At 66.1% G+C, this 14,074-nt stretch carries 9 protein-coding genes; 7 read left to right on the top strand and 2 right to left on the bottom strand.

The window, feature by feature from the left end:
- The first annotated feature begins 260 nt into the window (after nt 1-260).
- The 7 genes from E4P39_RS12975 (at nt 261) to dcm (ending at nt 11,672) form a co-directional block, all read left to right on the top strand.
- Complete coding sequence (locus E4P39_RS12975) at nt 261-3,542, top strand: TM0106 family RecB-like putative nuclease (protein ID WP_135136996.1); 3,282 nt, start codon at nt 261-263, stop codon at nt 3,540-3,542.
- A 56-nt stretch (nt 3,543-3,598) separates the two neighbouring features.
- A complete protein-coding gene (locus tag E4P39_RS12970; protein ID WP_245159802.1) occupies nt 3,599-4,390 on the top strand; it encodes an enoyl-CoA hydratase/isomerase family protein in 792 nt (263 codons plus the stop codon).
- 357 nt (nt 4,391-4,747) lie between these two features.
- Nucleotides 4,748-7,258, top strand: coding sequence for an ATP-binding protein (locus E4P39_RS12965; protein ID WP_135136995.1), 2,511 nt, complete (start codon nt 4,748-4,750; stop codon nt 7,256-7,258).
- Nucleotides 7,255-9,030 (top strand): DEAD/DEAH box helicase family protein, encoded by a 1,776-nt coding sequence (locus E4P39_RS12960; protein WP_135136994.1) that lies wholly within the window; start codon nt 7,255-7,257, stop codon nt 9,028-9,030. The genes E4P39_RS12965 and E4P39_RS12960 overlap by 4 nt, the downstream gene beginning before the upstream one ends.
- Nucleotides 9,027-9,599 (top strand): hypothetical protein, encoded by a 573-nt coding sequence (locus E4P39_RS12955; RefSeq protein WP_135136993.1) that lies wholly within the window; start codon nt 9,027-9,029, stop codon nt 9,597-9,599. The genes E4P39_RS12960 and E4P39_RS12955 overlap by 4 nt, the downstream gene beginning before the upstream one ends.
- Before the next feature lie 241 nt (nt 9,600-9,840).
- Nucleotides 9,841-10,329 carry a hypothetical protein gene (locus E4P39_RS22925; protein WP_245159801.1) on the top strand — a complete coding sequence of 163 codons (489 nt, stop codon included), beginning with the start codon at nt 9,841-9,843 and terminating at the stop codon, nt 10,327-10,329.
- Nucleotides 10,330-10,376: 47 nt separating this feature from the next.
- Complete coding sequence (gene dcm / locus E4P39_RS12945; RefSeq protein WP_135136992.1) at nt 10,377-11,672, top strand: DNA (cytosine-5-)-methyltransferase; 1,296 nt, start codon at nt 10,377-10,379, stop codon at nt 11,670-11,672.
- Between the two features lie 54 nt (nt 11,673-11,726).
- On the opposite strand, the gene E4P39_RS12940 is transcribed toward dcm, so the two are convergent.
- Nucleotides 11,727-13,130: an ADP-ribosylglycohydrolase family protein gene (locus E4P39_RS12940; RefSeq protein WP_135136991.1), complete on the bottom strand. Its 1,404-nt coding sequence runs from the start codon at nt 13,128-13,130 to the stop codon at nt 11,727-11,729.
- Nucleotides 13,127-14,026, bottom strand: a complete 900-nt coding sequence (locus E4P39_RS12935; RefSeq protein ID WP_135136990.1) for an SMP-30/gluconolactonase/LRE family protein — start codon at nt 14,024-14,026, stop codon at nt 13,127-13,129. Before E4P39_RS12935 ends, E4P39_RS12940 begins: the two co-directional genes overlap by 4 nt.
- Nucleotides 14,027-14,074: the final 48 nt, after the last annotated feature.

Here is a 14,074-nt window from a genome sequence, read left to right as displayed (position 1 = left end):
TTCGGCCGTGTCCGGGAGGCTCGGCGGCGGTGGCGGACGGCCACAACGGAGGCCCGGGGCTTGAGTGCGACGAGCCAGGGTCGCTGATGCGAACCGTCGTGGCGTCGCTCCCGGACGTCGACTGGATGAGGTCGCTCGTCCGGGTGACGCCCCCGGCTCCGGGACCGGCTTCGTGTCAGAGGCGTCCGGAACCCTGCTCGCGAGGCATGGTGGTCCGGACGTCATCCGGCCGGACGACGGAGATCGGGAGGCACGGGGCGATGCAGCGACTCGACGGGCAGCTGGTGCTGAGCCCGACCGACCTGACCCACCATCAGGAGTGCCGGCACCTCACCCGGCTCGACCTCGGGGTGGCCACGGGGGAGTGGACGGGGCCGGACGTCGAGGTGTCCGAGGAGCTGCAGTTCGTCTTCGACCGTGGCATCGCGCACGAGGAGAAGTACCTGGCCTCGCTGGAGGCAGCGGGCCGCACGGCCGCGCGGATCGACACCGTCTTCGACGCCGAGGGACGTCGCCGGGCGGAGGAGCAGACCGTCGAGGCGATGCGCCGCGGTGTGGACGTCGTCTACCAAGGCACGTTCTTCGACGGGGCCTGGGGCGGGCAGGCCGATTTCCTGCTGCGCGTCGAGACACCGTCGGACTTCGGTGATTGGTCGTACGAGATCGCCGACACCAAGCTCGCCCGCAAGCTCAAGGTCGCCGCGCTGCTGCAGATGGCCACCTACGCCGAGCGGCTCACCGTGCTCCAGGGGGTTGCGCCGGAGTTCATCCACGTCGTCACCGGGGACGGCGTCTCACGACCGTGGCGGCTGATCGACGTCGCGGCCTACGCCCGCCGCGCGCGGGCTCGGCTGGAGACCTTCGTCGACGCGCCGCCGTCGACGGGCCCGTCGCCGATCGGCTACTGCGAGCAGTGCCGCTGGGCCGATCGGTGCAACACCGAGCTGCGGGATACAGACGACCTCGGCCTGGTCGCCTTCATGCGCGGCGACCACCGGGACCTGCTGCGGGCGGTGGGCATCGCGACCCTGTACGACCTGGCGACAGCGCCCCCGGAGCTGCTGAAGGCATCCGGCATCGGCGCCGACGCGCGCACCCGGCTGCAGCAGCAGGCCGCCGAGCAGCTCAAGGAGCGGACCACCGGACAGCAGTCGTGCACGCTCCTCGCCCCGCAGCCTGGCCTCGGGCTGCTGCGCCTGCCGCCGCCGAGCCCCGGCGACCTCTACCTCGACTTCGAGGGCGATCCCTGGTTCGAGGACGGCACGGGCATCGAGTACCTCGCCGGCCTTGGGGATCGGCTGGGCGGGTTCACGGCGCTGTGGGCGCACGACCGTCCGGCGGAGAAGCAGATGGTCGCCGACCTGATCGACCGGCTGGTCGAGGCCGTGAAGGCCGACCCGGGGATGCACGTCTACCACTACGCGCCCTACGAGGTGACGGCGCTCAAGAAGCTGACCGGCGGCTACGGCGTCCGCGAGGCGGAGCTGGACCAGCTGCTGCGCGAGGAGCGGTTCGTCGACCTCTATCCCGTCGTCCGGCAGTCGATGCGGATCAGCAAGGAGTCGTACTCGATCAAGGAGGTCGAGGCGTTCTACGGCCGGTCGCACGAGGGTGCGGTGGCCAGCGGGTTCGGCAGCGTGCTCGTGTACGAGCAGTGGCTGGCCGACCGCGACCAGCAGAAGCTCGACGACATCGAGTCCTACAACAAGGACGACGTCGACTCGACCCGTGAGCTGCACGACTGGCTCGAGCAGCAGCGGGCCGAGCTGGTGGCGCTGCACGGCCCGCAGCCGCGTCCTTCGTCGAAGGCGGACGAGCCGGTGCAGCCGGTCAGCGACGTCGAAGCCGCGGAGCTGGCGCTCGCGGCGCGGTTGCACGACGCCGGGCACCAGTTGCTCGGCGACCTGGTGGGCTGGCACCGCCGCGAGGACCGCCCGGCGTGGTGGGAGGTCTTCCGGCTGAGCACGCTGGATCAGGAGGCGCTGATCGAGGACGGCGCCGCGCTTGGTGGCCTGTCCGAACCGGTCGACCGCGGCGCGGAGAAGCGCAGTCATCTGTACGAGTACGCGTTCCCGGTGCAGGACACGAAGCTGTCCACCGGGGACGACGCGCTCGACGTCGACACCGCGAAGAAGGCCGGCACGGTCTTCGAGCTGGACGCGGCGGACGGCCGCCTGGTCCTCAAGACGACGGCAGTCTCGCCCCGGCCGCGGGGTCTCGGGCCGGGCGGACCGCTCAACACGAAGAGCCTTCGCGAGGCGATCCAGGCGACGGGGGAGGACGTGCTGGCCGATCGCGACTGCCTCGGGCAGGCGCTGGTCGAGCGACGCGTCCCCGCGGGAACCCAGCTGCGCGAGGGCGAGTCGACGACCCAGGCGATCGTGCGCCTCGGGCTCGCGCTCGACGGCGAGGTGCTCGCGATCCAGGGCCCGCCCGGGAGCGGCAAGACGACCGCCGCCGCTGAGTTGATCCGGCAGCTGCTGGATGCCGGCAAGAAGGTGGGAGTCACGGCGACCTCGCATGCGGTCATCGGCAACCTGCTGAAGGCGGTGGGACGGCCGGCGCTGCAGAAGTGCGACGAGAGCCAGCACTGCGGTTGGGACGACGTGGCGTGGTCTGCCGACAACGCCGTGGTCACGAAGAAGCTGGTGGACGGCGACGTGAACCTCGTGGGTGGGACGGCGTGGTTCTGGACGCGTGCGGGCCTGGCGCAGGCCGTCGACGTGCTGGTGGTCGACGAGGCCGGGCAGTTCTCGCTGGCCAACGCCATCGCGGTGGCGCGGGGCGCGCAGTCGATGGTGCTGCTCGGCGACCCGCAGCAGCTGGCCCAGCCGAGTCAGGCGGTGCATCCGGGCGAGTCGGGCGCCTCGGCGCTGGAGCACCTGCTCGACGGGCACGCGACGATCCCTCCGGAGCGTGGCGTCTTCCTGGATCGGTCGTACCGGATGCATCCGGACCTGACGTCGTTCGTCTCCGACCTGGCGTACGAAGGGCGACTGCGCTCGGCGGACGGCCGCGAACGGGTGACGGTGCTGGGGGAGGGTCCGATGTCCGGTAGCGGTCTGCGCGTGCGCCCGGTCGTGCACGAGCTGACGGCTGCGGACAAGAGCCAGCAGGAGGCCGGCATCGTCGCTCAGCTGTGGCACTCGGTGCAGGGATCGACGTGGCGGAACCACCTCGGCGAGGAGGCGCTGATTGGCCCGGAGCAGGTGCTGGTGGTCGCCCCCTACAACGCCCAGGTTGCCCTCATCAAGGCGGCGCTGCCCGACGGCGCCCGCGTCGGGACCGTGGACAAGTTCCAGGGCCAGGAAGCGCCAGTGGTCATCTACTCGATGACCAGCACAAGCGCTGACGACGCGCCTCGGGGTGTCTCGTTCCTCTACGACCTCAACCGGCTGAACGTCGCGGTGTCGCGCGCGCAGGCCCTGGCATGCGTGGTGCTGAGCCCGCTGCTGCTGGATGCGCCGGTACGCACGCCGGAGCAGCTGCGGCGGGTGAACGCGCTGTGCCGGCTGGTGGAGTCGGCGACGGTCGCGGCGTAGTTCCGACCGCGTGGGCGGGCTTGTCTTGGCGCGTGGTCTGATGCCGGGCAGAAGCGATGGACCGGCGTCGGGGCCGGTCCGCTCGGCAGGAAGGTGGGCTCGCCGCCGGATCCGGTGAAGTGCTGCTCGAAGGTGGACGGCGGCGTCGCGATCGTGACGCTGAACGCCCCGGACCGGCGCAACGCGCTGACTCCCGCGATGGCCGACGAGCGATCGCCACGTTCGACGAGGTAGACGCCAAGCCGGAAGTCGGCGCTCTGGTGGTCCGGGCGGTCGGAAAGTCGTTCTGTGCCGGCGGGGACATCGCGACGCTGACCTCGGCGGGCAAGGACCCGGCGGCGCTCGAGGCCTACGAGGGCATGGGCAAGATCTACGACTCCTTCTACCGGCTCGGGCAGGTCCGCGTGCCCACGGTGGCGGCGGTTCGCGGCTCCGCGGTGGGTGCCGGGATGAACATGCTGCTGGCGGCGGACCTGCGGATCGTGGCCCGTGATGCCCGGCTGCTGTGCGGCTTCCTCAAGCGCGGGATGCACCCGGGCGGCGGGCACTTCGTGATTCTGTCGCGGCTGATCGGCCGCGAGGCGGCGGCCGCAATGGCGTTCTTCGGCGAGGAGATCAACGGCGACAAGGCCGTCGAGCTCGGCCTGGCCTGGGAGTCGGTAGACGACACGGGGGTTGAGGACCGGGCGGTCGAGTTGGCCCAGCGGGCGGCGAGTGACCCCGAGTTGGCGCGAGTCGCGGTCGGCAACTTCCGCAGGGAGGTCGTTAACGGTGCAGTCGCCTGGGACGTCGCCATGCAGTCGGAGCGCCCGGCGCAGATGTGGTCCATGCGAAGGTCAGCCTCCTGATGTGCCGTCCGGGACAAATGCCGTGGACTGCTCAGGAGAAAGCGCACCCCGCCGCAGAGGAATCCAACCCGGACGCCTATCGGCCTGTGTGGGCAACCCCTCGCCCGGCACGGTCGACGGGCCGCTCGGAACACCCGGACACGAGGCACCGACGGTGAGACTGTAATTCGTTAGGCAAGCACTCACCTGCCGCGATGGTCGCCCATGTCGTGATCTTCTAGACGCCAGCCAGGCCTAAGCTCGAGCGTATCCCTGGCCGACACACGCACGCGCATCGACAACCAACCCGGCTCGCGAGCCTCGGAGCGCGTACATTGACACGAACGGTAGCTGTAAGCACGGCGACGGAGGCCAGGGTTGTCCGAAGACGTTCTCGACATTACGCCAGATCCCAAGGTCCTTATCGCTCTCACCCATACGCCCCTGAAGCCCCTGGACGCGTTGTGTGAGCTCATCGATAACGGCATCGATTCCTACCGGGCCGCAGCGATTCAAGGCCTTCCCGTCGCGCATCCACTCATCGACATCCTAGTACCAGGGGCGGGAGAGGCTCGAAGGGGAGAGGGTGCCCTACGACTATGGGACAACGGGGCTGGCCTTGACCGAGAGGGTCTGAGGAACGCCCTCAAGGCAGGCTTCAGCGGAAAGAACCGCTACGACAATCTCGGCTTGTTCGGAATGGGCTTCAACATCGCGACCGGAAAGCTCGGCCGACGGACCACTGTAATAACAGCGCGCAAATCAGATGAACGCGCACTCAGAGTCGTAATTGATCTTCCCACGGTTGTGAACAATAGGAAGTTCGAAGTTCCGGTCGAGACCATCGATAAGCCGGCCAACTTCTCTCACGGCACAATAGTCTCTATCGACCACTGGTGGCCCGAAGGCGACCCAAATGCTGGCTTTATCGTGCAACTGGCTTCAATAGCAAAGCCGAGGCTGCGCGAGCAGATTGGCCGGCGCTACGCCAGTATTCTGCGAAGTGACGATGAGGGACGCATTCGTATTCTTGTAAACAGCGACCCAGTTGTCGGTTTCGAGCACTGCGTTTGGGCATCAGAACGCTTCGTAGAACGCCAGTCCTGGGGCCGTATCCCCGCGCGGATTGACTTCGACGAGGTGATCCACTCCCAGCGCAGATGCGTTTACGATGGGACCGCGGCCGACGATAATGCCGACGAATGCTTGGCGTGCGGCCGGAATGAATTTCGCACACTTGAGGAACGGGTTCGCGGATGGGTTGGCATTCAACGATTCGACGATAACAATCAGTTCGGCATCGATCTGATTCGGAATGGACGCGCGATCCGCGTCGGCGAAAAGGATGCCTTTTTCAATCACCCAGATGATTTGGGTGGAGCTGTAAAGGAGTACCCGACCGATCAGCAAACAGGCAGGATCGTTGGCGAAGTAAACCTGGACCACGTTCCCGTCGACTTCCAGAAGCAGGACTTTCAGCGAAGTGGGGAAGAGTGGCACCGCGCCCTGGACTACTTGCGTGGGGGTTCTCTGCTACCCAGCAACTGGAATGCGGGAGAGAAGAACTCGACTCCGGTATCTAAGCTGTTTCAGGGGTATCGTAAGGTCCGCAACTACGGTCGCCAGGACATGTATATGGGCCGTTTTGATGAGACGCAGCAGAAGGCCGTCCGCATCGCACGCGAGGTCGAAAAGGACTACTATGAACGGTTCCTCAAGAGAGAGCCTGGTTACTATGACGACGCTCGCTGGTGGGAGCTAGTCGAAGAAGCTAATGTGCGGCCGGTCATGGCACTCGAGGAATGCCCGGATTGCGGGTTCCAGAACCGCTCCGGGGTCGAGGTCTGCGAGGACTGCGGTCGCATCCTGCTCGGCAAAACTTGTGCCAACTGTGGCACCGAGATTGTTGCTTCTGCCACCTCATGTTCTGACTGCGGCAGCTCGCAAGTGCCAGAGGTCGTCGAGCCGTGGCGCTGCCTTGTCTGTTCAGCTGTAAACGATGTAGAGGATGAGCATTGCCGCGGATGCGGAAGCGTACGAGGGGCCGAGAATCCGGTGACGCGCGAAGTGCTCTTCAGGGATGCAGAAAAGCTTCCCGAGCTTTCCTTGGACAACAAGACGTTCACGCTGTCCGACGGGCGCCGAACTGAACCTATAGACGTGTCCGTTTATCGCACGGGTCCCCTGCGGCCCGTCTGGAACGGCCAGCCCGTACCCACTATCTCCTACCGTTCGCCAGGCAGCATAGAAGTATTCGTCGATACCGACCATGCGCTCTATTCGCAGATGGGTATCCACCCTCAGGAGTCAGTCGCGATCGAGGTGGCCCAGTATCTATATGTCCTTCATCCTGATCTTCAAGGTCAGCCGGGTCACTCGGTTAACTCAATCGCATGCATCGTGCTCGCTGATAGATGGGGAGACGAACTCACCATCAGGCAGGACCAGTTGAAGGAGGAAATCTCGGGAACATTTGACCGCATTCGTGACCGTCTAGCCGGCAACGTGGACGGCGACGACTTCTTTGACACTCTCGACCAGTTCGAGCAGCGCGATCTTGCCGACAGACTGATAAATGAGCGGCTTCTGGAGCGTCTGTCCGATATGCGTCCTTCGGGGGAGTATCTCCGTTACGTAGCACCGGGGGTGCTCGCGCGCTTCTTCGCCCATGCCCCTGAGGCATGGTTCGGCCTTGTCTGGACGGATCACCTCCCTGATGAGTTGGTCGTCGGGGCCCCCGCCGCAGAGAGCGCGCGCCAGCATCTGGTGGGGGCGTATCGCAGGTGCCTGGAGGACTGCGCGGAGTACTTGCGGTTCCCCGACGAGGAGCCCACAGGAGTCGCGCGCGCTAGGGCCGCATCGGACTATCTCGAGGCACACCTTACGTGACATCCTTCTTGAGCGACTTTTCGCTAAGTGTGAGTTCATGGCAAGCGTTCGAACGACTAATATCTCGCTTGCTCGTCGTCGAGGGCTATAGCTACGTTGCCGTTGTGGGCCAGTCCGGTGACGGTGGTGCCGATGTTCTGGCTACGAAGGCCGGCCGCCGCTGGTTGTTCCAGGTGAAAAAGCTGTCGACGCCGGTGGGTGCAGATGTGGTGGATCGTACAATCGCTGCGGCTCGAAGTTATCGGGCGGATATTCCGGTAATCGTGAGCAAGTCAGGATTCACGAGAGGGCTGCTGGACCTTAGAGCGTCCCTGGCGACCGAAGGTCTTAGGCTGCAACTATGGGATCACGACAGTCTGGTGCGTCGAGGTCAGCGTCTTCCGCGCGAAAGCTTGCGCTTACGAGAGCCCGACCGTTACACGCCGCGTCCCTATCAAGAAGCGGCCGTCCAGAGCCTCGTGAATAGTTACCTGCAAGATCGCGCCGGGAGTGCGCTAGTCGTTCTCGCGACAGGTCTCGGGAAGACCTGGGTAGCGGCTGAAGCGGTGCGCCGGATATCGCAGCTGTCCCAGGGCGGGCGAGTCCTGATCCTCGCCCATACAAATCCCCTCGTGTACCAACTTGAGAGGGCGTTCTGGCCCTTTCTGTCGTCAGATAAGCTTTGTGCAATCGTGAACGGAGACGAGCGCCCTCCCTGGGGCGATCTAGAGCGCTTCGATATGGTCGTCGGTTCGAGGGACACCTTTGCTAACGCCGTAGCATCAGGAGTGTCGTTGCCGGAGTTCCGTGTCGTTGTTGTGGATGAATGCCATCATCTCGGTGCCGATACATACGAGGCGGTGTTAGACGGGCTCAACGTTGGTGGATCCGATGGTCCATTCCTCATCGGTCTTACGGCGACACCCTGGCGTCCTGGCGGTGGAGATCTCGATCATCGGTTTAGTGAGCCGGTAATCTCGATTGACCTAATCAAGGGGCTGCAATCGGGGTACCTGTCCAACGTCGATTATCGTATGTATACGGATAACGTCGACTGGGACGCTCTTAGTCATCTGAAAGGCTCCAAGTTCAGTCCCAGGGCAATCAACCGAACAATGTTCCTTAATCAGTGGGACGACGCGGTCGTCCATCGCACCCAGGAGGCGTGGGCCGAGCTGGGGGAGGGTGCCCGGGGGATCGTGTTCTGCGGAACGGTGGCCCATGCCGAGACAGTGGCAGCCCGCATCAACGCGTTGGGGTTCACGAACGCTGCGCCGATATACTCGCGATCCTCGGCTGGTGTCACGATGAGCCCAGTTGACCGGAATAGTCTGCTCCTTGACTTTGCGGATGGACGAATCGGCATCCTCTGCGCGGTAGACGTCCTCAATGAGGGCGTTGACGTGCCAGACGTCAATCTGGTTGTCTTTCAGCGAGTCACGCACAGCAGGCGGATCTTCGTTCAGCAGTTGGGCCGTGGTTTGCGGCTGGCTGCCGGAAAGACCAAGGTTGTGGTCCTCGACTTCGTATCCGATGTTCGTCGATTCGCCGCCGGCCTGGAGCTTCAGCAGGGCCTTGACCAAGCGGGCCCGCGCCCAGGAAGGCCTGTCCGGCTGGATTTGCCTTCTCGGGTGACGTTCTTGCGGGCGAACGAAGAGGACAGCGATAGTGCGACATTCCTGCGTGAATGGCTGGGCGATCTCGGGGCCGTAGAGGACGCTGGCGAAGACGTCAGTATTCTTCGCTACCCGCCCAAGATCGCATCCGCCCCAAAGGGAAAGAGAGTTAAATGACCGGTGGTTGGCATAAAGCCCGTCAAGAAGCTCTTGAGTCAGTCACATTGCTCGCGGATCTCCTTGCGGATCAGTCGACCGACGAGCATAGGCTAACCCGCGGGTACCTGGAGACAAAGCGGGCTCTGGCGGCGGCCTTCTCGGAGCTGGGCGCCGAGAAGTACTCTGGGGACGAGAGAATGATGGCCGCCAAGGCTGCGATCGAAGTGGTGATGAGAGAGGCGTATCCGCGCCTTAGTAGCCGATACGCATCCGTTCGCGGCTTTGGTCGCATCCACGAGCGCATTCTCAACTTGTTGAGTGAGCGCATTGGCACCGACGTGGGTGGGGACGAACTGCGCCTTCTAGCAGGCGACGCCGTTCACACGGAGCGGCGGGCGCGCGAACTTAGGGATCTCGGCTTCAATCTGGTCACCCGAGACGGAGGCGCGGGCACGGTGTACCGCCTAACTGACGCAAGGCAAGATGTGCTTAGCGCTGCGGCACGCCTGGTCGCACGGAACATTCGCGAAGATAAGAGTCTGTCCGAGGCGGATCGTCGTGAGCTCCTCCTCGGACTTGAAGGGTGATCTGCTCGGTCCCGAAGGGTGGCACGGGCTAAGCTGGGCTCGCTACGGTGGTGTGCGCGCTGACCGCGCCTTCCGTCGGCGTCTGCTTAGGTCGATGCCGCTGCCCATGGGGCGCGAGGGGTGCGAGGGGTGTCGTCGGTCGGGAATGTCGCTGGGGCGGGGATCCGTCGCTTACGGTTGGCGCGCCCGGGAGGCGACGCCATCACCTGGAGGTGTCAGACCCCTCTCTTAGGTTCTTGGCGTGATCGACGGCATGGAGGACAGCCTGCAGCGCATCTTCTGGGGCTTCATGCTCCCAGACCCGCACGACTGTCCAGCCGGCATGGCGGAGGGCGCTATCGGCCCGTCGATCTCGCTCGACGTTGCGCCGCAGCTTCGGGGTCCAGTACCACTCATTTCGCGTGGGCTCCCGCCCATGAGCAGGGCAGACGTGCCAGAAGCAGCCGTCGACGAACACCGCCACCTTGAGGCGGGTGAAGACCACGTCCGGGCGTACGCGGACGTCATCCAGGTCGAGTCTATGGTCCTTCCGGAAGCGGTATCCGAGCGCGTGGAGCGCGGAGCGAAGCCGAACTTCCGGCTTCGAGTTGACCCGCCGGTTCGCCTGCATGTTGCGCGCCCGGCCCGCGTTGAGGGGTTGCGGTTGGCGCTGTCTTGCGGTGACCGCATCGCGTCTCGCCACAAGGGCAGTGTGCGCGAGTTGCACAGCCGGGTGCCAGGTGGGCAGTGAGGGACGCGTCGGGGCCGCCGCGCGGCAGAACCACACAAGGGGGAAGCATGACCGACCTGAACGTCGTTGAAATCTGCGCCGGCGCTGGCGGGCAATCGCTTGGCCTGCATTTGGCCGGGTTTCGTCACAGCCTTGCCGTCGAGCTTGACGCGACAGCAGCGGCCACCCTCCGCTCGAACCTCGCACGGCTTCAGCCGGAGGAGGATTCGGCGAACATCGTTGCCGTGGGCGACGTTGCTAGTGAGGTCACCTGGCGGCCTGAGGACTACAGAGGGAAAGTCTCCCTGCTCGCTGGCGGGGTCCCTTGCCCGCCGTTCAGCGTGGCCGGGAAGCAGCTTGGGGCTGGTGACGAACGGGACCTGTTCGCGTGGGCAGTCAATCTGACCGGCCGTGTGCGGCCCGAAGCGCTACTCCTTGAGAATGTCCGGGGGTTGAGTGACGCCAGATTCGGTGGTTATCGGCAGGCTGTCGTGGATCAGCTCGAGTCTCTGGGATATCGGGCGGACTGGAAGCTCCTTCACGCAAAGGACTACGGCGTCCCGCAGTTGCGCCCCCGCATGGTACTCGTGGCGTTGCGCGAAGAGTGCGCCGACTACTTCGAGTGGCCGGATCCCAAAGAGACTGCGATGACAGTCGGCACCACCCTCGCACGCCTTATGGCAGTGAATGGCTTCCCATACATCGATGAGTGGGTTGAGCGGGCGGACTCCATTGCGCCCACCATCGTGGGAGGCAGCAAGAAGCACGGAGGAGCGGATCTGGGGCCGACTCGGGCGAAAAGGGCTTGGGAAAGTCTCTGGGTCGACGCGCACGGTCTTGCCGATCATGCGCCGGACGAAGCTTGGGACCGTGCTGCCAACCCGCGCGGGCCCAAGCTCACGACCGAAATGGTGGCGCGACTGCAGGGGTGGCTCGACGAGCCCGAATATGAATGGCACTTTACGGGTCTGAAGACAAGCCGATACCGCCAAATCGGCAATGCATTCCCACCTCCCGTGGCAAGGGCCGTTGGCGACAGCATTGCTCGGGCGCTTCGCAAAGAGCGTGCGACTCTTGTACCTCGACCTGACCTGGCAATGCACGACGAGGTTTACCGGGTCCTGCGGGATAGCGGCGAGCGGTTGACTGCATACCGGATTTCTCAGCGGCTGGGTGGCCGCCTCTCGATAGTTGATGTGGAGAAGCGCATCCAGTTGCTCAAACATGATTTCGAGGTGCACGAGTCCGGTGGTAGAGGGCGACGCACCTACATGCTTGGCGACTGGCGGGCCTTCCAGGGGCAGGCTGACCACCTCCGGCATGAAGCTTTTGCAGAGCGCAAACGTCGCGGCCGCATCAGCTAGCTGGCTGGCGTTAGGTGGTCGTGGGCCCCGCTGGCATCCCTGATGTCAGGGGAGTCAGTCTCTAGGGAGGCGCATTCGTTCTAGGGCGTCGGTGAAGCTGACGTTCCAGAGGCCCAGGTGCGGCCAGCGCTCGGCGACGTGAGTCGTCGCCTCGTCGGCCGACATGCCGTCCGTCCGCATGAGCCAGGCCCGCAGCACCAGGCCGGTGCGCGACGCTCCGCCGTGGCAGTGCACTAGCAGCCGGTGGCCCTCCGCCCGTAGCGCCGCCATGTCGTCGAGGACGTCTTCCAGGACGACGTCCAGGTCGCTGTTGTGGTCGTTGTCGGCGATGTAGGCCATGCGCTGCAACTCGTGCGGGAACGGCTCACCCAGCCGGCACAGGGAGATGACCGCGAAGTCGGTCTCGCTGTACCGCGCCCCGTCGAGGTTGGCCGCCCAGATCCCCGGCAGCACCTCCGTCGGACCGATCCGCGGGATCACGCCGGGGTCGTAGCTCTGCAGCGGCTTCCCGTCCAGCGCAGTGGCGAGCTGCTGCAGGTCGGCCACGCGCCACATCTTGTCGCCCTGCCCCGGCACCCGGCCGTGAACCACCGATGCCCACCGACTCGGGATCCCGCCCATGCCGAACACCGCCCCGGCCAGCCCGCCGGCGACGCACGCCACCGTGTCCGTGTCCCCGCCGAGGTCGATGACAAGCCGCATCACCTCGGCGAAGTCGTTCCCGTGCCGCAGCGCCCACACGGCGGAGCCAAGCGTCGGCCACACGGCGCCGTTCGACTCCGTGGCGTCAGCCGGCGTCCAGTCCTCAGCCAGCACCGCCGCCCACCGGTCTCGGTGCTCGTCAGCCACCAGGTCCAGCGCCGACGGAACAGCCGCCAGCGGGTCCTCGCCGTCCAGTGCCACCCGCATCAGCTCGTGGAAGATCGCGCAGCCCTCGCCGGCCGCCGGGTCGCCGTGGGTCAGTGCCGAGAGCCGGCGCGCGGCGTCCATCGTCGTCTCGGTGCCGAACCGCGAGAACCAGATTGCCGCCGGTGTCGTCCGCATCAGCGAGCCGTTGCCGGCCGCCCGGCCGGTCGACCCGAAGTGCTCGGCCGCCGCGACGTCCCAGGGAGGGCCGGACGTCAGCACCGCTCGCGTCTGGCTGCCGACGTCCGGCGGATCCGCCGCTGCCCAGCGCACGAACCGGTCGAACAGGTCCGCCTCGTCCAGCCCGCCGCGCTCCACCAGCGACGCAGCCACCAACAGCGCCAGCTGGGTGTCGTCGGTGAACTCGCCCGGCTCCCACCCCAGCGACCCACCGCCGCACATCTCCGTCCACGAGCCGCGCGCCGGCACCGGGAAGCGCGCGGTGAACTGACCGGCCGGGCCGAATTCGAAGGGCGCGCCCAGCGCATCTCCGACCGCCGAGCCGACCAGCGCACCCGCCACCCGGTGCGAGCGGTGCATGCGAGAGGTCACGGCAGGCCGGTGTGGGGGACCTGGACCTCCGTCGTCACCAGTACGGCCTCGCGCAACGGCGCCCGCGTGTGCTCGTAGAAGTCCGGTGCGCAGCACATCAGCAGCTGGCGGCCGTCGTCCCCACCCAGCGCGCAGGCGTAGACGCCCCTTCCGTCCGGCCCGGCGATCTCGTCGACGATCGCGCCCCCCGGCGCCACCCGCAGCGCCCGCCGCCCGAACCCGTCGGCCACCCAGATGTGCCCCTCGGCGTCCAGCGTGCAGCCGTCCGGCGCGACGACGATCTGCCCCAGCAGCTCGTCCACGGTGGAGCCCACGGGCTCCGGTCCGAACGCGCCCCACACCCGCCGGTTGCCCAGCGAACCGTCGGCGGCGATGTCGAACGCGCTGAAGCGGTTTCCCCACGTCTCGCCGACGATCAGCGTCTCGCCGTCCGGGGTGATCACCGAGCCGTTCGGGAATCGCAGATCGCGAGCCACCACGGTCACCGTGCCGTCGGGGTCCACCCGCTTCACCGAGGCCGACGCCGGAGCCCCGCCGCCCATCAGGTCGAACCCGAAGTCGCCCACGAACGCCCGCCCCGACGCGTCGACCACCATGTCGTTGAGGTGCCCGCTGCAGACGTCGGACAGGTCGGCGTGCGTTGACACCGAGCCGTCGGCGAACCGCAGCACGCGGTGGTCCTTCGTCGAGACGACGAGCAGCGAGCCGTCGGGCAGCCAGCCGAGCCCCGACGGCTGGTGCTCCACCTCGAGTACGACGTCCTCACCGTCGCCGGGCGCCACCCGCGAGACCGTGTGCCGGTAGAAGTCCGACGCCCACCAGGCGCCGTCGTGCCACCGCGGGCCCTCGAAATACGAGCCACCCTCCAGCACCGTCCGGAATTCGCGAACACCCATGGCTCGGGACGCTAACCGTCCCTCCGGGTCGCCACGACGCGGAGCGGA

It is taken from the genome of Blastococcus sp. CT_GayMR19, assembly GCF_004570385.1.
Taxonomy (GTDB): domain Bacteria; phylum Actinomycetota; class Actinomycetes; order Mycobacteriales; family Geodermatophilaceae; genus Blastococcus_B.
The sequence above is the reverse complement of the archived record's forward strand: the minus strand, read 5'-3'. Positions and strand labels throughout refer to the sequence as shown.